Origin of the sequence: Legionella sp. 27cVA30 (assembly GCF_024160945.1) — a bacterium.
In the GTDB taxonomy this organism is placed as follows: Bacteria; Pseudomonadota; Gammaproteobacteria; order Legionellales; family Legionellaceae; genus Legionella_A; species Legionella_A septentrionalis.
In genome coordinates this window covers 446009-467340 of the sequence record NZ_JAMYXK010000002.1, presented here as the reverse complement: position 1 = coordinate 467340, position 21332 = coordinate 446009, and the positions used below count along the sequence as shown (strand labels likewise).

Here is a 21332-nt window from a genome sequence, read left to right as displayed (position 1 = left end):
CGTTGTAAGCTAAGAAATAAACACGGTATAATTTGTGTGGTTCTTAAATTTGTATTTGCAAATCTAGTTAACCTGAAGATAATGATGCAAAAATCTGTAACATCTTGCGGCATCTAAGCCCCCGCAGTATAACCTGACTTTGGTTACCACGCAAAATAATGAGGGTAAGGAATCACAATATTGAAAAGCATTGGAATTAAATACCGGCTTAGATTAATCACCTTAATCCCCGTATTATTGGTGGCACTGCTTTTTGCCTTATTTTACAATGGGCAATATAACAAGGATTTAAATCAGCTCAGTTTGCGCCTGGGGGAAACTTACATTCGTCAATTGTTGCCTGTCGCGCAATTGGCCTTATTACGTGACGATAAAAGAACCCTGCAAGGATTAATTGACGCGTCTACTCATTCTGAAATTCAAGCGTTGGCTTTTTATAATGCAAAAGGGCAATTACTAGCCTATCGCGGCGGTAAACATTCGCTTAAAAACTCCCTTACCCCTGCTTTTACCGGGGATTATGTCGAGAATAAACAATTGTCTCCGTATAGCATTAATTTTACCGCCCCCATTATTTTGCCCAAATTTAATTTGTATTCTACTCCGCCTTTTAAAACGCCTAGCAGTCCCATTGATTTTCAAGCCGATGACATCCTGGGCTGGTTATCCTTAGACATTGATACCCGCTCTACCCTGATTAAACGCTACCAAATGTACATCATCACCATTTTTATTACCTTATTGGGGTTATTGATCGGGTTGACCATCCACTACTTCTTGTCCAAACAAATTTATTTGCCTATCGCCCGCTTACGCCGCAGCATGAAGCAAATTTTAAGCAATGAATTTGAAACAGAAATCAAACTATCGAGTTCCGGAGAGTTAGGGACAATTGAGCGCGGATGCCTCCACTTGCAAAAACAATATCTCAATACCGTTCATGATTTAAATCAATACATTGAAACGGCGACAGCAGACTTGCAAAAAAATCTCGAACTCCTTGAAGAAAAAAATATTGAATTATCTTTGGATAAGAAAAAAGCTGAAGAAAAAAGCCGGCAAAAATCGGAATTTATTGCCAACATGAGCCATGAAATCCGTACGCCGATGAATGGCGTTATCGGCTTTACAAATGTACTTCTGGAAAGCGGTCTTGACCCCTTGCAACTGGATTATGTAAAAACGATCCGCTCTTCCGCGCAGGATTTATTATCCATCATCAATGACATATTGGATTATTCTAAAATGGATGCAGGAAAACTGCATCTGGATTGCATACCGCTTGATATTCGTACCTGTATTGATGATGTCCTGGCGCTAGCCGCCCCCAATGCCCATAAAAAAGGGATAGACCTGATACCTGCTACAGCCATCAATGTGCCCAAGCGGGTATTAGGAGACCCTTTGCGCTTAAAACAAATCATCAGTAATCTAATCAGCAACGCCATCAAATTTACCGATCATGGTTATATCTTAATTCGTACCGACATTGAGCAGGAAACCGATAAAGATTACACCATTAATTTATCTGTCAGCGATACCGGAATGGGCATTTCACCGGAAGATCAAACCACCTTATTTAATGCATTCAATCAAGCCGATACCACCATTACCCGCCGCTTTGGTGGTACCGGCCTGGGTTTGGTTATTTGCAAGAAGCTCGCCGAACACATGCAGGGACGCATCTCATTAACCAGCGAACTGCATAAAGGCTCTACTTTTTCTGTCCATCTTAAACTCGCTAAACTTGCCGGGTATGAAATTGAGAAACATCAAACCCATCGTTTCGGCCATTTAAAAGTGCTTTGTTTCGACGATAACCCCTTGCATTTGGAAGCCCTCTGCAATGGACTTGGCCATTGGGGGATCGAATGCATCCGCATCAATTCTTTCAATCTTTTGCAGGAAGCATTGAGCACCCATCAAGATTGTGATTTGGCGTTTATTAATGTAAACCAGGGTTGCGAGAACCAGGTAGGACAAATTCTTGCCCATACGAGCGTGCCATGCGCTCTTGTGTCTAAATGGCCTATACAAGATTTTGAATCCTTGGGTGCGCAAGCTTTTTTATTTAAGCCTCCAAATATACAAAAACTTCACGATACCATAGAATCATTACTCAATGATGCGAAATTCAAGAAAACTGCCGGCAGTGAACTGAATGAATTGCGCACGCAATTGCGGGTGATTCAGCCTAGCCTGCTCATTGCCGAAGATAATCCAGTCAATCGCATGCTTCTAAATTCCCTGCTGGGGGAAAATGCACGTATCAATGCAGTAGAAGATGGCGAGCAAGCTGTAACGTTTTGCAACGAACAGCGTTTTGATGTCATCCTTTTGGATTTACAAATGCCAAAACTCAATGGGTTACAAGCCGCACGTTTGATCCGCCAATCCATGTTAAACCGCTCGTCAGCCCTTATTCTCATAAGCGCCAACAGCCTGGACAGGGAGGATGATTTTCTCCAAAAAAACCTGGTGGATGTTTATTTGCAAAAGCCGATTGACGAAGAAAATTTATTGCGCCATTTATTGAGCCTTCTTAAAAAAACACAAGGCAATGCCATAAATTGGTCTTTATGCGTACAAAAAGTGTCGGGAAACCAGGTTTTGGCTGCTGAATTTCTGGCACAATTCATCGCAGAACTTAAAAAAAATCGCGAAGAATTTCTACAATTGTTTGCTAAAAAGAATCTCAAAGGAATTGAACGTGCAGCGCATAAATTGCATGGGGCTTGCTGTTTTTGTGGTGTGCCGCAACTGCAAAGCCAAGTTGCGCAGACAGAAACACTGGCCCGCCAGGTACGGCGTATTGATGAATTACAACCTGATTTTATCCGTCTTATCGAGTGCATCGATATGGTTTTATACGAATATCATCATGCCTATGCAATGCCTTGTGCGGAGGCGATTGAATAACCCTTGCTGTAGCCAAACTAATACAAAATATGGAGTAATAACATGCTAGTTAAAAATGCAATTTATGCCCAGTCCGGCGGGGTAACTGCCGTAATCAACGCTTCCGCCTGCGGCGTCATTCAAACCGCACGCCAATATCCGGAAAAAATAGGCCGGATGTATGCCGCTAAAGATGGCATTATAGGTGCCTTGTATGAAAACCTCATCGATACCTCCTTGGAAAGCGAAGAAAACATTGCCAAATTGTTGCATACCCCGGCGGGTGCTTTCGGCTCTTGCCGCTTCAAGCTAAAAGATAATGGCGAGGAAGTAAAACGCTTGCTTGAAGTTTTTAAAGCACACAATATTGGCTATTTCTTTTATAATGGCGGCGGTGACTCCCAAGATACGGCTAATAAAGTCGCGCAAATGAGCATGGCGATGAATTATCCAGTAACTTGCATCGGCATCCCAAAAACCGTCGACAATGATCTGCCATTTACCGATTCTTGTCCAGGTTTTGGTTCGGTTGCCAAGTATACTGCCATCTCTACCCTGGAAGCAGGCTTGGATGTCGCATCCATGGCAGCTTCTTCAACGAAAGTCTTTATTCTGGAAGTCATGGGCCGACATGCAGGGTGGATAGCTGCGGCCAGCGGATTGGCCAGTGCAAATGAGCAAGAACCGCCGCATATTATTCTGTTTCCTGAAGTACCTTTCCAACAAACGCAATTTTTACAAAGGGTGGACTATTGCGTAAAACACTATGGCTATTGCGTGGTGGTGGTTTCTGAAGGCATTCGCAATACCAAAGGACAATTTTTGAATGAAGCAGGCTTGCATGACGCATTTGGCCATGCCCAACTGGGTGGCGTTGCACCGATCATTGCCCAATTAATCAAAAGTGAATTGAATTTGAAATATCATTGGGCTGTAGCCGATTATTTACAACGTTCAGCCCGCCACATTGCTTCGGCCATTGATGTGGAACAAGCTTATGCCCTGGGCAAAGAAGCCGTGCTGTTGGCATTAAACGGTCACAATGCGATTATGCCTATTATCGTGCGGGAACAAGACTCGCCCTATCGTTGGTCCATCGGCCATGTCCCCTTGTCGGACGTAGCTAATCAGGAAAGAAAAATGCCACCTGAATTTATCCGTGAAGACGGTTATGGCATTACTGAAGCATGCCGCCGTTATCTGTTACCGTTGATTCAGGGAGAAGCTTATCCGCCTTATGTAAATGGGTTACCGGATTACGTGCATTTAACCAACCCGCTCGTTGCTAGAAAGCTGTAAAAAAGCCGCCCTGACGGGCGGCTAAATCCGCTTTGTTTCCTATCGGCAATTGGCCGGACGATAACGGTCAGGTAAGGTGCCGCCTGTGCAAGCCCAAGTCACTTCGCCATTTGCCTGCCTAGTAGGCTCCAGGATGATAGTACCGCCACCCGCAGTTGCTGTGTAGGTAATGGTAATATCACCGCTGCCATCGCCGGCAATAGCAATGGAAGAAACATTGGGTGTGGCAGCAGGAGGGACATAACCTGTGGCATTCTGATCGGCAGGCAGCGCATTAGTAGCCATTGTTGTTTCAGAAACGGCCAGTTTGGCTGCAGAAGCGAGATTTAATCCCTCCGTCACCCGCGCACGGATGGTGTAATCTTGATAAGCAGGAATCGCAACAGCCGCCAGTATGCCAATAATAGCCACTACGATCATCAACTCGATTAAAGTAAAGCCTGATTGTTTCATGTTCATCCCCTTACAGCAAAAAAATAATTATTAACATTCATTATCGTTAAGTCAGTAACCTTTATGCAAATTTAATGCCAACAATAAGATACGCATTTTTAAGAATTTTTTATATTAATTTTTAATTCATATGTTCAAATTGGTCACTTTTTGACAATTTAAGGCGCGGTGATGATCTCAACGGCAATTGACTGGGCGGAATTTTGCTGCCAATGTACCCCCGGTGCACGTCCAGGTCACTACCCCACCAGCATCTCGATTTAACGTCGGGACTAAAAAGATGGTACCGTTGCCGGCCCGACTGGTAAAAGTAATGGTTATGGTGGCGGTACCATCATCGGCGATCGCAATGGAATCCACATTATCCGTGGCAGCCGGACTTAAGTACCCTGTTTCTTCCTGGGTAGCGGGTAAGGCATTGTTGGCAATGGCAGTTTCACTTACGGCAAGTTTGGCAACACTGGCAGCATTTAATCCTTCGAGCACTCGCGATCGCACCGTGTAATCTTGGTAAAAAGGCACAGCTATTGCCACCAAAATGCCGACAATAACAACCACTATCATCACCTCGATTAAGGTGAATCCCTGTTGCCTCATCCTTGCTCCCTGTTGCACCAGTCACATTCCATATGACAAATAAGCAATTGCTGCGTATACTTTCCAATCTAACCAATTTTTATGCTGTTGTCATTATGTCGCGCAAACAACGTATTCATGATGCATTAGTTGCAACCTTAAAGCCAGTTATTCTTAAGATTGACGATGAATCAAAACGCCACCACGTACCTTCAGGGGCGGAGACGCATTTTAAAGTGATCGCCGTTTCTCCTGCATTCAACAATCTTCCTCGGCTGGCCCGTCATCGCCTTGTTAACTCCCTACTGAGTGAAGAATTTGACGGGGGAATGCATGCGTTGAGCTTGTTTTTATATGCGCCGGATGAATGGGCGGAGCAAAGCAATGTCCCTGCATCCCCAGCCTGCCGCGATGGCATGCGGCATGGATAAACCTGAACTGCACATGGTTTATTGGCAGCAAGAATGCGTGTTGCCGCCCAAAACACGCGGCTTTCATTTAATTAACAAAGAAATTGAAACCATCCTTAAAGCCCAATCACCTATAGATATAGGCATGGCGCATTTATTCTTGCAGCATACATCCGCTTCCTTGACTATTAGCGAAAATGCCTGCCGGGACGTACGTCTCGATCTGGAAACCTACTTTAATACTGCAGTGCCTGAACATAGACACTATCGACACTCAGTTGAGGGAGATGATGATATGCCGGCCCACATAAAAAATGTTTTATTGGGCGTGAATTTGAGCATTCCAATACACAAGAATCGCCTGCAACTGGGACAATGGCAGGGAATTTATCTTTGCGAGCATCGCGATCATGCGCTGTCGCGCCGCATTCTTATCACCGCACACGGGCAAACTCATAATGCTCGCTAAAGCAAATAACCCTTGCATGATTTAATTTATCTCATTTTATAGCTTTGTTATCAACGATTAGGATTAGCCCCTAAAATTAATCGATGAAAGAAAGAAATTATAATAAAAATAGTTTCTTAATATCTTCTTAAGTAATTTTATTTATAATAAGCGGCTTACGCGGAAATTAGCAGTTTATAAAAAAGCATTTCCTGTCATGCAGGGTTCATTTATAATGGTTATCTTTTTGCCAAGGATTTTTTATTCATGAAAGCGTGGTCTTCAGAAAAAATTTCGGTGCTCGCATTGGTTCTGTTAATTACCGGGGCCATCGACAGTATCCGTAATTTACCTGCCACTGCTTTATTCGGCTCTTCTTTGATTTTTTTCTTTATTTTTTCAGCTATTGTATTCCTTATCCCTGTAGCTTTGGTTTCGGCAGAGCTTTCTTCTACCTGGTCTGAAGAAGAAGGGGGTGTCTACAGCTGGGTACGCCATGCTTTTGGCGATAATTGGGCCTTTTTTACGATTTGGCTGCAGTGGATTAATACCATGGTCTGGTACCCCACTATCCTGTCTTTTATTGCAGGAACCTTGGCTTATTTAATCAATCCTGAATTAGCTCAGAATAAATACTATTTGATTGCGGTTATCCTAATCACATTCTGGTCCCTTACCCTGCTGGGGTTGCTTGGTCTGCGCGCTTCCGCAACTTTTGCCAGTTTTTGTGCCATTATCGGCATGATTATTCCTATGGGTTTTATCATTTTTCTAGCGTTGATTTGGTTGCTAAAAGGCAATCCGATCGCCATTGATTTAAGCTTTTCCAATCTAATCCCACACTGGAAAGATACCCACTCCTGGATATCGCTTACTGCCATCATGACATCTTTTTTGGGAATGGAATTAGCTGCAGTGCACGTACGCAATGTCCACAATCCACAGCGTAATTTTCCACGTGCCATGTTTTTTTCAGTTGTTTTAATATTGACTACCATGATTTTTGGTTCGCTGGCGATTGCTTTTGTATTACCGCAGGAAAAAATTGGGTTGGTCAATGGCGTAATGCAAGCTTTCACCAATTTCTTTGACGCTTATCATTTGAGTTTTTTAATGCCTGTCATGGTGATTTTACTGTTGTTGGGTAGCTTGGGCAGTATGGTTAACTGGATCATTTCCCCTGCCAAAGGCTTGTTGCTGGCAGCTGATGATGGTTTTTTACCGCATTGGCTCTACCGCCTGAATAAACATGGCATTGCCTCCAGGATATTGATTTTGCAAGCCGTTTTAGTGACCTTGCTCTGTGGCGGATTTCTATTATTCCCCACGGTCAATGCCATTTACTGGCTATTCACAGCATTAAGCACTGAACTTTATATTTTAATGTATGTACTGATGTTCATCGCCGCCATTCGCCTAAAACGAAAATTTGCCGGTTTACCGCGCCCCTTTGCCATACCAGGCGGCCGTTTTGGGTATTATTTCACCTGTTTATTAGGAATAGCTGGGTGTGCCATTACGCTGTTCGTTGGGTTTTTCCCCCCAGAAAACAGCATGGATGTAGGCGGCGCAAATCATTTCCGTTTCGTATTTTCAAGCGGCATTTTACTGATGCTGTTTCCGGCATTGTTGTTATACTTGCGCAGACTTTCGCTAACAGCTAAAACAAAAAAAAAGGAATATGAAATGAGCTTGGCAAATTGACAGTTGCGCCTAAAGCGGATAATGTGTTCAAGATGAACTTTTTTTATCATTTTATTCATATATTGTTGTAATAATGACTTTGTTCTCTAAAAGCGCTAATTCAATACTAATCATAAATTTTGCGGGTGGATTATTTAATTCACTCGTTTTCTCTGTTTTGCGCCGAGTCAGCGTGGTTGTGGTGGCCCTTGCGGCCCATTAATCCTTCCCTTCATCTAGTTGTTACTTCCTTAAATACTCTAAACGAGAAATAAAATTATGTCTCAAACTAAATCAATTTTAATGTATGGTTTTGCCATTTTCGCCATGTTTTTCGGTTCAGGAAATTTGGTATTTCCATTGCAAATCGGCTATGCGGATGGTGCCCACTGGTTGTTAGGATTTGCGGGCTTACTAATTACAGGCATCTTGCTGCCTTTTTTAGGCTTGTTTGTTATTAAACTGTATCACGGTGATTATCAGCAATTTTTTGCCGGTGCCGGAAAAACTGCCAGTGTTTTTCTACCCTTTGCAATGCTGTCTCTTTTAGGGGCATTCGGCGTGGTGCCGCGCTGTATTACCGTAGCCTATGGAAGCATGCGCTGCATGATGCCGGAAATGTCCCTCACCTTGTTCAGTCTACTTTTTTGCCTGCTTACCTATGCCATTTGCTTAAACGACAAATTGATGATTAAAATTTTAGGTAAGTGGATAAGCCCGGTACTGTTAGCCGCCCTACTCATTCTCACCTTAGTCGCGGTATTTTGCTCACCGGCTGCGGTCACTCCACAGCCAGCGCAAACAGCTTTCCTCACCGGCTTTTATACGGGTTACCAAACCATGGATTTGTTCGCAGCGTTTTTCTTTTCCGCCTTAACATTCGCACAAATACAGAAACACATGCCTGATGCGACTAATCGTGAAGTTTTGCGTTTTGCTATCAAACCCAACATAGTGGCTGCCATATTACTCGCTTTAGTTTATCTGGGTTTTGTTTATATGGGAGCACATTATTCTTTCTTAATGCAGGATGTGGCTGCCGAGTCCATGCTGCCGACCATTGCGCAATACACCATGGGCAATCGTGCCACCCAACTCATAGGCATAACGGTATTGTTTTCCTGTCTGTCAACCGCAGTGGCTCTTAATAACTTGTATGCCAGGTACTTGTGCAACACTTTAAAATTTAAAGAAAACAAATTTCATTACGTCCTTGTAGGCACCACTCTTATTTCATTCGCAATTTCCCTACTGGATTTCCGTGGCATTGCCGCTTTTTTACAACCGGCTTTAGAAATTTTTTATCCTGGTGTGATTGCATTGACGATCATAAGCATTGCCTGCAAGCAACGGCAACGGCTTAAAAAATTTCTTTTCTACGGGATTACCCTGTTTACAATTGGGTACGGTTTTTTTTAACTGATAGCTGCCGCGTTTAAGCTGGATGTTGCGAGTAATGTCCAGCTTAGTTTGGCAATGGTGCAAGGTTCATGCGCGCACGCTGCAAATCTTCAGCCGTGTTGATATCCTGCAAAGGTAAAACACAAGCTTCTTCAACTTTAATTTGATGTCCCGCCCACAACACCCGCAATTGCTCCAGTGCTTCCATTGCTTCCAGGTCGCATACAGGCCATTTACTCATTTCAAGCAGAAAAGCAACGCGATAGGCGTATAACCCAATATGCCTGAACACGTGTTTACATGCCAAAGGTTCATCACGGTTCGCTGGAATCAAGCTGCGGGAGAAATAAAGCGCATGCTGGTTTTTGTCACGAACCACCTTGACTACATTGGGATCTGCCGCCAGGGTGTAATCATGCACGGGCCAACATAATGTCGCGACGGATGCTGCAGTGGTTTTTAAGCTTTGCGCTACCTGCCGGATTAATTCGGGGGCAATTAAAGGCTCATCCCCCTGCACGTTTACAACAATATCATCTGGACGGAAATTTTTTTTCACCACGGCTTCAGCAATGCGATCCGTACCGGACTGATGCGTTGACGCGGTCATGATGACATCTGCACCAAAATGCTGCGCTGCTGTGTAAATCATTTCATGATCGGTAGCAATGGTAATGCTTTTGGGTTGCGCTTTTAAAGCTTGCCGATACACCCGTTCAATGACACTCATGCCATGCAAATCCATCAACAACTTCCCTGGTAAACGGGTAGATTGATAACGGGCCGGGATGATTACATGAAAATCGGTGCTCATAATTGATCTTTTTCCTCCAGGGTCAACAAGCGCGCCTCCGTCTCGAGCATCACCGGTATACCATCGCGAATTGGATAAGCCAGCCTGTCAAAACGGCAGATCAATTCTTCATTTTTGAGTAGCAATTTTCCCTTACATAACGGACAAACCAGAATATCAAATAATTTTTTATCCACGCGGCTCCCCTTGCGTCACTTGATTACGTATATAAACCGGCAAAGCTTCCTCCGCTGTGACCGATTTTATGCTGCCGGATTGTACCAAATTAAGCATCGCTTGAGCACTTGGGAAAACAACGGCTTGCTTAACGATACGAGCTCGGATTAAAGACGGCAGCTCTGCAATATAATTGTCCCAACCCACGCCTGCCAGTAACAAAGGAACATCGGGAAATATTGGCAGCTGTGCAGCCGCTGCCACCCCTTCCTCTCCCTTTATTTCCTGGCTGAAATAACCATAATAAACTTGCTGCATGCGAGCATCCAGCAAAGCCAGAACCTGCGTATTTAAAGGCAGCTCCTTCTCTTGCTGGAAAGCTTTGTGTGCGATTGCCGCAAGACTACTGACTGGAAATACAGGAAGATCGTGCGCATAAGCCAATGCTTTTGCCACGCTACAGGCAATCCGCAAGCCCGTAAAGCTTCCTGGGCCACGGCCAAAAACAATGCCATCCAATTGCTTAAAACTTAAGTTGGCTTCCGCCAATAAAGTAGAAATCATAGGCAATAACAATTGTGCATGCTGGCTTAATGCCTTTTGTTCCTTGCCAAAAACCTGTTCGCCTAGGGCTACAGCAACTGTAGCGGTTTCTGTGGATGTATCTAATGCTAATAAATTCATAATAACTCAGTATCATTATCCAAAATTTTTAAACCTAACTGATTTATAAACGATAAAACCTTATGTTCTTCACGCGTTTTTCTCATGGGTGGCAAGCTTGCAAAAATTTGCCTGCTATAATCTCTGGCAGTTAAACGTGGGTCGGCAATCATAAGAATACCTCGGTCTGCTGCGTCTCGAATCAAGCGCCCTACACCTTGTTTTAATGCTAAAATGGCATTAGGCAGGGAAAGCTCATCAAAACCAGACAAGCCACGCGCTTTCAAATAATCCATTTTACCACGCATTACCGGATCCGTAGGGCTGGCAAAAGGAATTTTATCGATAATAACGCAAGACAATGCCTCACCTTTCACATCCACACCCTCCCAGAAAGTTGCAGTGCCTAACAACACAGCATTGCCTAATTCGCGAAAGCGTGCCAAAAGAATGGGCTTTGCTTCCTCCCCTTGGATAAGTAGGGGAAAATTAAGATGCGTGGACAATAAATCTGCCATCCTTTGCAAAGCACGATGGCTGGTAAATAAAAAGAAACACCGCCCGCCGCAAGCATTAATAACGGGCAATGCTTTGGCAAGCAATGCTTCATGGTAATGATCATCTTTAGGATCAGGCAATGCGCGCGGTAAATAAAGCAAAGCCTGCGTCTTAAAATCAAAACTGCTGGGAAGCAGTTGCGTTTGCACATCGGTTAAGCCCAAGGGCTTAGTAAAACAGTCAAATGAAGAAGCCATCGTCAACGTGGCAGATGTAAATACATAGGTGCATGTTTGCTGGCGTAACAAGGTTTGGAAAGAATCAGCTACCATAAAAGGGGTGGTATGAAAGACCAAACTATGCTTAAAGCGCTCTACCCAACGAATTTGCTCCAATTTTTGCCCTTGGAATAATGTTAAGAGCCTGCAAAGTTCATCCAGGCGCTCCTTGCAACGCTGTAAGCCAGGATGTTCCTGAACCGCCATGCCGCTAATATAGTCTGACCATTCTTGCATGAATAAAAGCAACGCTTCCCAGGATTTTAGGAATGACGGATATCGTTTAAGATCCGTCCAACTGCTGCGCTCTCTAAATGATGGGTAAGCTTCAAGCAAGTCATGAATGATTGTGCCCAGAGTTTGGCTTGATTGTTGCAAGAATTGGTAAGGCTCTTCCAGCACAGACCATACCCGCAGCATATCATCCAGTAAATCGTGCAACTGGCGAGTGCTGATGCGCTCGCCATAAAAATTGGACGCAATTTCAGCCAACTGGTGGGCTTCATCAAAGACCACCACATCAACTCCCGGCAATAATTCGCCAAACCCTTCGGTTTTCAAGCGCGAATCAGCAAAGTACAAATGATGGTTTAGGATAACCACATCCGCATCAAGCGCACGTTTCCGGGCTTTTACTAAAAAACACTCGGCATGATACGAACATTCGACACCGAGGCAATTTTCGCTGGTCGAAGTCACAAAAGGCCAAACTGCCGACTCTTCCTGAATTTCAGGTAATTCATTGCGTTCACCGGCAATTAACCGAGGAAGTTTTTCATGAATATAAAGTACTTCATGGGCGATTTGTTGCGCGCTAAATTGCCCTTCGTTGACATGAAGGTCAAGACGATAACGACAAATATAATTAGCACGTCCCTTAAGATTTTGTACGCGCACTGATAATCCTAATGCACGGATAAGCACAGGCAAATCTTTTTGGAAAAGCTGATCTTGCAGGGTTTTGGTAGCTGTGGAAATGAGTGCTTTTTTACCGCTTAACAAACAGGGAACTAAATAGGCAAAGGTTTTGCCTATTCCTGTTCCTGCCTCAGCAACCAGGGTAGCACGTGCTTCGATGGCTTTGGCGATGGCGATCGCCAAATCAATTTGCTGCGTGCGTGCAACAAACCCTGGAATTGCTGTAAACAACCGACCTTGCTCGCTGAGTACGCGCCGGCAATTTGTTACAAAATCCTCCAGGATGGGAGTTATTCCCACTCTTTTTGCAGATATTGCAGTTTATTTTCCACGCCTTCCCATTCCTTCGCATCTTCAGGCGGCTCTTTTTTTGCGGTAATGTTTGGCCAGGTTTGCGCCAATTCAGCATTAATGGCAAGAAATTGCCGTTGGTCTTCAGTCAAGTCATCTTCTGAAACAATGGCTTGCACAGGACACTCCGGCTCGCATAATGCACAATCGATGCATTCTTCCGGATGAATCACTAAAAAATTTGGCCCTTCATAAAAGCAATCCACGGGACAAACTTCGACGCAATCCATATATTTACATCTGATGCAGTTTTCAGTCACAACAAATGTCATATTAAACCCTTAAACAGCGAAAATTGTCATATTAAAGCATATATTCTTGCCTTTCCGCTAGGCGTTCTTCATGCTTCCTGCCGCGCCAGGCGTGATTATCTTTTATTTTGTGCAATTTTTAAAATGAGCTTGAGTAAGAAACGCATTATTTTAAACCGGGTGAAAATGCATTGCTCTTAAATTGGCATTGTTGTAAAAAATATTCCGCAGGAAGATCGCGGGAATTTTTAGAAATGACTTGCCGGAATAAACTTGAAGCTTCGAGATAGCGTTTTTGCTGGTAATAAATAAGCGCTTCAGCAAAAATGGCTTGGTATGCGAGTTTTGCTTGCACTTCAAGTTCAGGATTATGATTAAAAACTTCATATATATTAATCGGCTCTACTTTTCCTTTTACTTGCACACTGCCTAACGACCGCAAATGGAAACGCTCGGGATGGTGCAATTGCTTAAACGTTTCTTCCGTAATTAAAACATCCACGCCTAAAACTTTAGTTTGTGATTCTATCCTGGAAGCCACGTTCACCGTATCGCTGATGACCGTACAATCCATCCTGTCTTCATATCCTACCGTTCCCAATACCAGCATACCTGTGTTGATACCAATACCAATTCGCACCGGCTGCAAACCTTTATGAGTCCGCGTTTCATTGTATTTTTTTAAAAAGCCGTGCATATCCACAGATGCTTGTAAGGCATCATCCGGCCTTCTATTGAATAACGCCATAATCGCATCACCAATATACTTATCTATAAATCCATTATTTTTAACGATAGCTGGCTCTAAATAACTCATTAATTCATTTAGAAAGGAAAATATCTCAACGGGACTTGCATGATCAGCTAACTCTGTAAACGAGCGGATATCAAGAAACAGCACCGACATGTTTTTTTCAACATTGTCACCCAAATTAATATGAACGATGCTTTCTTTATTTAATAATCTTAAAAAATCCTGGGGGACAAAACGGGCTTGAGCTTCTGCAATTTGTTGAATTTCTAAAATTTTCTTCTCCAGTTCTGTATTGAGCTCACGTACTTTTAATTCCACTGCTTGTAAATCACGAAAATAAGCACTGGTGCGCACCATATAGCGGACACGATGCCCCAGCAGGGCGGCATTAATCGGCTTAGTGGTAAAATCCGTGGCACCTGCTAGAAATGCCTTATTAATCGATTCATAATCCTCAAGGCCGGTTACCATCATGATGGGCGTATAACGGAAATGGACCATCTTACGGATTTCGGCACATACCGCAAACCCGTTTAATCCAGGCATTTCTACATCTAATAAAATGGCATCAGGCTGAGTAGTTTTTAATACCTCTAAAGCTTCTTCACCGTTCTCGACGACTAAAGATTCAAACCCGGCATCAGACATGGCTTCTGCAAGCAATAATCGCATCGTGGCACTGTCATCCACAATAAGAACCAATGTTTTCTGTTGGGCTTGCAATAATTCGCTTGCTTCATGAACCATTATGTATTCCCACAATCTTGGTGGCTAAATAAAGAGTTAATTCATTCAATTCTAATACGATATCCACTGCATCTAAGGATTGCGCCACACTGCCCATGCCAAATACGATCGAACTTTCCGGCCCTTGAATCATGGTAAGGCAATTTGTTTTCTTCATTTCGAGCATACCTTCAGCGCCGTCGTAACTCATGCCGGTTAATAAAACTCCAACTGCATGAGGCCCACACACTTTGGCAACCGATTTAAATAAAATGCTAATTGATGGAATAAAACCATAAGCTGGCCGTCCTGCATATAAATCAGCAACCAGCCCCCGATTTGTACGCTTCACTTCCAAATGGTGCCCCTCGGGGGCAATGTATACTGTACCTTTGCTGAATACTTCGTCTTGCTCTGGGCTTTTCACTTGCAGTTGTACATGGTTTTTTAGCCAGTTGACAAAGCCTTCGGTAAAACCATAACTCATGTGTTGTACAAGAATAATTGGCAAAGGATAATTAGCCGGTAAGGCTGATAAAATAGTTTTTACAGCCATAGGACCACCGACTGAAGCACCAATTGCGATTACTTCATAACCTTTACCCGATGCATTGGTTATTGATGAGACAGGCTCCTTTGCCGGAACTCCCTTACACATTTTTTTCATAACCTTAATCTCAGCCATCGCGCGTAAGGTAGCGGCGATGCGTTTTCGCGTGTCTTCAAAATTGGGCGCTAAAACATTCGTAGGTTTAGCGAGTGCGGTGAGCGCACCTGCTTCAAGGATGTGGAAAACGGATTTGACTGACTCATCATCCACCGTCGAACTAATCACCACGATGGGAGTGGGCTGTTGCATCATAATAAGGCGGGTAGCATCCAATCCATCCATAATGGGCATTTGAATGTCCATGGTGATTAAATCCGGCTTAAGATAAAGTGCAGCTTCGACAGCTTCTTTGCCATTCCTGGCAATCCCTACGATAACCATATCCGATTCAGGCTCTAATATCTTTTTGATGAGTGCGACTTCCGTTTCTGAGTCATCCACAATGAGTACCCGAATCATGAATTCATCTCCGTGAAGTCTTTTATGGAGGGAATGGTTGGTGCCTGCAGTGATTTTTCTATCAGCTCGATAGAATTTAATACAAAAATAATTTGCCCATTCCCCGACAAGGTAGCACCGGCAATACAAGGGGTATTGGTTAGAGGCGCCTGCAGAGGCTTTATAACAATTTCACTTTCGCCCAGGACTTCATCCATTACCAAAGCCACTGTATGCAGGTTTTTCTTTACCAAAACAATTTGCAGCAAGTCACTCTGAGGAACCCAGGTTTTTTCCGGGTTTAAAATGGCGGTTAAGGCATATAAATTAATAGGAAATTTGTCATCAAGTAAAATGGCACGGCTATTTTCTATCTCATGGATGTCGCCTTGTCGAATCAATAACACTCTTAAAACGCAATCAACCGTTATCGCAAAAAATTGATTATCGCTACGCACAATAAGCCCTCGTTCCGTAGCAAGTGTCAAGGGCACATGTAAATAAAAAGTCGTACCCTGCCCTTGTTTGGAGGTAACGGTTACGTTTCCTTTTAGCGCGGCCAAATTCGTTCTAACCACATCTAAGCCCACGCCGCGGCCTGAAATGTCTGTAATAGTCTCGGCGGTAGAAAATCCGGGATGAAAAATCAGTTCAAGTATAGTTTGCTCCGTCATATTTTCTAATTCTGCCTGAGTGATTAGATTTTCCTGCAGAGCAATTCTCGCTATTTTATCCAGATCGATTCCTGCGCCATCATCTTTTATTACAAAAACGATTTGGCTGCCTTCCTGGTGAACGTCAATAGCAATAGAAGCAATTTCAGGCTTGCCTTTTTGTACCCGTTTTTCTACGGGCTCAATTCCATGATCAATTGCGTTTCTTAAAATATGATGCAATGGATCTTTTAAACCTTCTAAAACAAGTTTATCAATTTTAACTTCATTATCGGCTATCGTCAGGTTGACTTCTTTATTTAAAGAAAGCGCTAAATCACGCACTACCCGCGGCAGCGTTCTAAGTAAAATAGACACAGGAACAAGGCGGAGCATGCCCACTTCATCCTGTAAATTATTAAACGTTACTGCAAGTTCATTCATACGAGCGCGCATATCCTTCTGCAATTCCTGCAGAGAATGAGTAAACTCCATTAGTTCATCAGACATTTCCAGCAGCGATACGGCTTGCGAAGAAGCAGGATTAATAAGGCTTGTGGAAACTAGATTCGTTAACTCTTTTTTCCAGGATTTCATGAATTGTCGCATGCGGACATTGATACGACTCAACTGTGCATAATGATCATCAAACGCAATTTTATTAACAAGCATGTCTTCCATATAGGCTGAGACATGCTCAAGATTTTTCAGTGAAACCCGTATCGATTCTTCTACTTCTTCATGTTTAGCAGAACTCACCTTGGCAGGGCTTATTGCAGGTTTACGAATAACGGGCGCTTCTTGCGGCAATTTACTATCCCCGGAAGCATATTGCTCAAGACTCGCCAAAAGTTCTGGTAACTCAAAAGAAAGTGGTTGGGATTTCAAAAAACACCCCATGGCTACCTGCATTGCATCTACGGCAGCAAGACAAAGCGTGATGATGGGTTTGGAAACTCGCACCACGTGTTTTTGCAGAGAAGAAAATAAAGTCTCCAGGCGGTGTGCAATGTCTCCTACAGGTAAAATACCAACTCCCCTTGCAGAGCCTTTAATATTATGTGCAGCCCTGAACATGTCATGAATGGTTGCTTCATATTCACTGCTATCCTGCTCTATTCTTTCAAGTTTAAGTAAGCCATCCGTGATGACCTGGCATTTTTCATCGAGTTCTATTTTAAATGTATTAACAATTTGTTTGGCAAAATCCTGACCGACTTTGGTTGTCGTATGAACAGGTGTCTTTGCTTGACCCATGCCAGCAACCGGTTCTTTAAGAGAAGATTCTTTCTTGTTATCAAGCCATTGTTTTAATTTCAGCATGAATGTTTGGTAACCGTCAGGAAGCGATTCACCTTGACTACAAGCTTCCATAGCTTCCTTGAGATAAGCAATAATTTCCTGGCTTCCAACAATAATTTCAGCACTTAAAAGCGATAGATCCTGCTGAATACCGCTAAATAATTGCTCAAGCCGGTGCGCCATTTCAACAATATAATCAAATTCCACAGCTTGAGCAGAAACTTTGATATTACGAGACTCACTGGCAATGCTTTGTACCAGCTGTTCCGTGTTAGCAGTGGGGTTTTGGGTTTTAAGATTATCCAGATTTTCTTGGATAAGGGTAATCCGTTGCTTAAACTCGCCTTTGAAGATTTCAATCAGTTTATTATAGCGTTCGTCTGCAGATGCCATATTCACCCTTATATTCGATAAATATCCACATCTTTTTTAAGCCCCTCTGCCATCTCAGCCAATCTATTGATTACTTCCGTAGTTTGTTTAATACCCACTACAAAAGAAGAAGTGGCTTGGTTGATTTCATTCATACTCGCTGTGATTTGCTCAATTCCAATCCCTTCTTGTCTTATGGCAGCTTCCATCTGCTGGCTTAAAATGGAAGCCGTATTAATCAACTCGCTGAGACTGTTAATTACTTCTGCGGTGTTAGCAATCAATACGCTACCCGCATCCACTGTTTTAGTACCTTCTCCGGTGACAATCACTGCCTTATCAGCCGAATTTCTTATTTCTTCGAGAATTTTTTGTACTTGCGTGGTGGCTTGTTCCGATTGCTCAGCCAAATTTTTAACTTCATTGGCTACTACAGCAAAACCCTTTCCAGCTTCGCCAGCCTTAGCGGCTTCAATGGAGGCATTTAGTGCCAACATTTTTGATTGTTGTGCCAAAGTAGTAACAGCCGAGGTAATCTCGCTAATTTGTTGGGTATGATTATTTAAATCCACGATGGTTTTTTCAATGATTTTTACTTTTTCACGTAATGTATTCATACCTTCGATGACTTGTTGGACTGATTCTTTCCCCTTTTTACCTTGTTCATACGTACTTTTTGCGGCATCGCGTAAACTTTGTGCTTTTTCAATTGTTTTCTTTGAGCTTTTATCAATTTCTTCTAAAGAAGCACTGATTTCACTGATCGCCGAAGCTTGCTCGGTTATGCTGGTTGATTGTTCATTTGCCGAGGATTTAATGGTATCCACCATGCCAATCACACGTTGACTTGTATCCATGATTTTTTTTGCCATCCCAGCCAGGTTATCGGTCATGGTATTCAAGTCTTTCCCTAATTTTTCCATCAAATCACCCTGCCGTACTTCAATTCGCTCGCGCAAATCACCTGCAGAAACTTTACTCGTGTGTTCACTAAATTGTTGGGCAGTTTGCACGGTCGTTTCAAATAACTGCCGTGTTTTTTCTTCATTCGCAATCAGCGCCTTTTCTTTCTCTACGATGGCATCGTGCATGCTTTTTAACGCCTGCAGAAGTTTCCCCACCTCATCGCTACCCCCAGGAGGGATTTCAATATGGCGCTTTCCAGAAGCAATGGCTTGAGCAACATCGATGGCTTGATTAAGTGGGCGCACGATAGAGCGGGCAGTAAGAAAAGGAACAACAGCCGTTAAAACAATGGCTAACATCAGCAGCCCATAAGATAACCATTTCAAGGTGACTAAATTGTTAGTAAGCCTTATCGAATCTTTGATGAATATCTCAGAGACAGCATTGAATATGCCACCACGAAAATGGGCAGGATCATTCACATCACGAACACCTTGAATAATAAGCAGCATCTTATCAAGTATTTTCACGGCAGCACTTAAATGTGCCAGTGCTTGCTCTGATAACAAATCTTCTCGATTTATAGAAAATGAGAACAATGCTTTTTGCTCATTAAACAAAGGGGAATAGTGAGTTTTTAATTCATTCCAAAGTTTTTCAAAATCATTTGGATAATCATAAGCGTCTGTTAACTCATCGATTTCTTCAATGCGCGCGAGCATCTCCTGACGATTTGTCTCAAAATTCGTTTTGGCCCGTTCATTCCCTGTGATTAACCATTGGTACACATACCGTTGTGAAGTTAGTATTTTGCCATCCAAATCAATGACAGCATTTAACGTAGGCGTGTCAACTTCCTGAATAATGCTATTGATTTGGTTACTGGACTCTACCTTAACGAGCGTAATCAACATCACAATAAACAAAGGCATGCTGAGTAATAAAAAACCAGCTATTAAACGGCCACGAATGGATAAACCACGGTGTGATTTCCTTGCGTGTGCATCCATCACCTTTCTCCTTCCCGTTTAAGTTGTATGGCAACCGCTGCAATAATTGCTTCTACATTAATAATAGCGCTTAAACCTTGATACAAACCAATTACATAGTCCGGTTGGATGGCCTCGAACGAGGCCAAGGGTGCTTCCAGTGCGGATTGTTCGTAAAAATTACTGCCATAAACCGTATCGGCGAGAAATCCTAAGGTTATTCCTGCGGCTGAAACAATAATAATGTAACGAGTTTCAGGATAAGTCACAGAAGTAAGCTTAAAGAATTGCTTCAAATCCAAAATAGTGAGCAGCGAACCACGCCGATTGATAATTCCGGCAACAAAATCAGGGGTGAAAGGAGGTTTTGCTAAAGGCATATTGCCCATGATTTCCTGGACATAGCTCATCGGCACCCCATAAGTCTCATGGCCTAAAGCAAAGGGTACGTAAGTGAGTGCCACCTCACCTTCATCGTCTTTAAGAGTTTCTCGCGCCAGCAGAGCAGCGCGTTTTTCCAATAATTGCAATGTCTGTACGTCTTTGGGCAAGCATTGCAGGGCATGCTGTATCTTAGATTGAATCATGCCCATACTCCTCACCCAGGCAAGCCTTTCTGGTAAAATAGGCACTTTTGTCAAAATGGCTAATGAGGCAGGTAGACGCATAATTAATTGGATCGGACGCTCCGAACATTAAAATTCCATCGTCATCCAGACACCCGGCTAGCCTTTTCACCACAAAATCAATGTGTTTTGTGTCAAAATAAATCAACACATTTCTACACAAAATTAAATCCAAAGACGAAGTGCCATTTAACAGTTCAGGATAATGGGGCTCAACCAAATTTAAATAGCGTAATGTTACCAAACGCAAGATTTCACTGCATAACTGGTATCCATCTTTTTCTTTTATAAAATATTTTTCTAAAAAATACTTAGGAATAGTACGCATCGACCAGGGCCGGTAAAAGCCAACACTGGCCTTTTTTAGAGCTTGTGTATCAATATCCGTGCCTAACAAATGAAGTTTCCAGTCAGCAAGGGATGGTAACATCTCGTAAATTATTAACGCTAAGGTATAAATTTCCTCCCCCCCTGCTGTACCGGCACTCCAAATCCGTAAATTTAAATTGTCTTGCTGTTGTTTACGCTTGATAATTTGCGGTAATAATGTCTCCTGCAGCAATTTCATTTGTTGCTGATCGCGAAAAAAATAACTTTCTCCGATTACGATTTGACTAATAATCCTTTCAAATAAAGAAGAATTTACAGGCGTATTGGCCAGCCGGGCCAAATAAGCGTCGAGCTCTAAGCTTAAGCGCTGACAGTCTTGTTGAATGAAAGCATATAGGGTTTTTAACAGCGTAAAAGGCACTACGATTCCCGTGCGCTGTAAAATAATTTGCAGTAATTTTGACTCCAATCCTTTAAGAGTATTAGAAAAACCCTCCGACAAACCCATGGTATCTATGTGATGCATCAT

General features: G+C 42.9%; 19 protein-coding genes. 6 read left to right on the top strand and 13 right to left on the bottom strand.

Annotation, left to right across the window (positions count from 1 at the left end):
- The first annotated feature begins 177 nt into the window (after positions 1-177).
- Positions 178-2919 carry a two-component system sensor histidine kinase LetS gene (gene letS / locus NKV53_RS07440; RefSeq protein ID WP_199737583.1) on the top strand — a complete coding sequence of 914 codons (2742 nt, stop codon included), beginning with the start codon at positions 178-180 and terminating at the stop codon, positions 2917-2919.
- A gap of 42 nt (positions 2920-2961) precedes the next feature.
- Positions 2962-4197, top strand: a complete 1236-nt coding sequence (locus NKV53_RS07435) for a 6-phosphofructokinase (protein ID WP_253350922.1) — start codon at positions 2962-2964, stop codon at positions 4195-4197.
- 39 nt (positions 4198-4236) lie between these two features.
- On the opposite strand, the gene NKV53_RS07430 is transcribed toward NKV53_RS07435, so the two are convergent.
- Positions 4237-4650, bottom strand: a complete 414-nt coding sequence (locus NKV53_RS07430) for a pilin (protein WP_305884784.1) — start codon at positions 4648-4650, stop codon at positions 4237-4239.
- A gap of 177 nt (positions 4651-4827) precedes the next feature.
- A complete protein-coding gene (locus tag NKV53_RS07425; RefSeq protein WP_126952956.1) occupies positions 4828-5247 on the bottom strand; it encodes a pilin in 420 nt (139 codons plus the stop codon).
- 95 nt (positions 5248-5342) lie between these two features.
- On the opposite strand from NKV53_RS07425, the gene NKV53_RS07420 reads away from it, so the two are divergent.
- From NKV53_RS07420 to NKV53_RS07405, 4 genes are all read left to right on the top strand, one after another.
- On the top strand, positions 5343-5657 hold the full coding sequence (locus tag NKV53_RS07420) for a BolA family transcriptional regulator (protein WP_126953122.1): 315 nt from the start codon (positions 5343-5345) through the stop codon (positions 5655-5657).
- Positions 5611-6105, top strand: a complete 495-nt coding sequence (locus NKV53_RS07415) for a secondary thiamine-phosphate synthase enzyme YjbQ (RefSeq protein ID WP_233581833.1) — start codon at positions 5611-5613, stop codon at positions 6103-6105. The genes NKV53_RS07420 and NKV53_RS07415 overlap by 47 nt, the downstream gene beginning before the upstream one ends.
- A gap of 246 nt (positions 6106-6351) precedes the next feature.
- Positions 6352-7788, top strand: coding sequence for an APC family permease (locus tag NKV53_RS07410; RefSeq protein WP_126952954.1), 1437 nt, complete (start codon positions 6352-6354; stop codon positions 7786-7788).
- Between the two features lie 258 nt (positions 7789-8046).
- Positions 8047-9186: a branched-chain amino acid transport system II carrier protein gene (locus tag NKV53_RS07405; protein ID WP_127033531.1), complete on the top strand. Its 1140-nt coding sequence runs from the start codon at positions 8047-8049 to the stop codon at positions 9184-9186.
- Positions 9187-9232: 46 nt separating this feature from the next.
- On the opposite strand, the gene kdsB is transcribed toward NKV53_RS07405, so the two are convergent.
- The 11 genes from kdsB to NKV53_RS07350 form a co-directional block, all read right to left on the bottom strand.
- Complete coding sequence (gene kdsB, locus NKV53_RS07400) at positions 9233-9982, bottom strand: 3-deoxy-manno-octulosonate cytidylyltransferase (protein WP_126952952.1); 750 nt, start codon at positions 9980-9982, stop codon at positions 9233-9235.
- Positions 9979-10158 carry a Trm112 family protein gene (locus tag NKV53_RS07395; RefSeq protein WP_126952951.1) on the bottom strand — a complete coding sequence of 60 codons (180 nt, stop codon included), beginning with the start codon at positions 10156-10158 and terminating at the stop codon, positions 9979-9981. Before NKV53_RS07395 ends, kdsB begins: the two co-directional genes overlap by 4 nt.
- Positions 10151-10822 (bottom strand): tRNA (adenosine(37)-N6)-threonylcarbamoyltransferase complex dimerization subunit type 1 TsaB, encoded by a 672-nt coding sequence (tsaB, locus tag NKV53_RS07390; protein ID WP_126952950.1) that lies wholly within the window; start codon positions 10820-10822, stop codon positions 10151-10153. The genes NKV53_RS07395 and tsaB overlap by 8 nt, the downstream gene beginning before the upstream one ends.
- Complete coding sequence (locus NKV53_RS07385; protein WP_233581832.1) at positions 10819-12795, bottom strand: ATP-dependent DNA helicase; 1977 nt, start codon at positions 12793-12795, stop codon at positions 10819-10821. Before NKV53_RS07385 ends, tsaB begins: the two co-directional genes overlap by 4 nt.
- Positions 12786-13118: a ferredoxin FdxA gene (gene fdxA, locus NKV53_RS07380; protein WP_126952949.1), complete on the bottom strand. Its 333-nt coding sequence runs from the start codon at positions 13116-13118 to the stop codon at positions 12786-12788. The genes NKV53_RS07385 and fdxA overlap by 10 nt, the downstream gene beginning before the upstream one ends.
- Before the next feature lie 145 nt (positions 13119-13263).
- The gene (locus NKV53_RS07375; RefSeq protein ID WP_253350919.1) at positions 13264-14598 is read right to left on the bottom strand and encodes an adenylate/guanylate cyclase domain-containing protein; all 1335 of its coding nucleotides are present in this window, start codon (positions 14596-14598) and stop codon (positions 13264-13266) included.
- Positions 14588-15646: a chemotaxis-specific protein-glutamate methyltransferase CheB gene (gene cheB / locus NKV53_RS07370; protein WP_126952947.1), complete on the bottom strand. Its 1059-nt coding sequence runs from the start codon at positions 15644-15646 to the stop codon at positions 14588-14590. Before cheB ends, NKV53_RS07375 begins: the two co-directional genes overlap by 11 nt.
- Positions 15643-17973 carry a chemotaxis protein CheA gene (locus NKV53_RS07365; RefSeq protein WP_127033537.1) on the bottom strand — a complete coding sequence of 777 codons (2331 nt, stop codon included), beginning with the start codon at positions 17971-17973 and terminating at the stop codon, positions 15643-15645. Before NKV53_RS07365 ends, cheB begins: the two co-directional genes overlap by 4 nt.
- Positions 17974-17981: 8 nt before the next feature.
- The gene (locus NKV53_RS07360; protein WP_253350918.1) at positions 17982-19868 is read right to left on the bottom strand and encodes a methyl-accepting chemotaxis protein; all 1887 of its coding nucleotides are present in this window, start codon (positions 19866-19868) and stop codon (positions 17982-17984) included.
- Positions 19868-20434, bottom strand: coding sequence for a chemotaxis protein CheW (locus NKV53_RS07355; protein ID WP_158615199.1), 567 nt, complete (start codon positions 20432-20434; stop codon positions 19868-19870). The genes NKV53_RS07360 and NKV53_RS07355 overlap by 1 nt, the downstream gene beginning before the upstream one ends.
- Positions 20421-21332, bottom strand: a complete 912-nt coding sequence (locus tag NKV53_RS07350) for a protein-glutamate O-methyltransferase CheR (protein WP_127033543.1) — start codon at positions 21330-21332, stop codon at positions 20421-20423. Before NKV53_RS07350 ends, NKV53_RS07355 begins: the two co-directional genes overlap by 14 nt.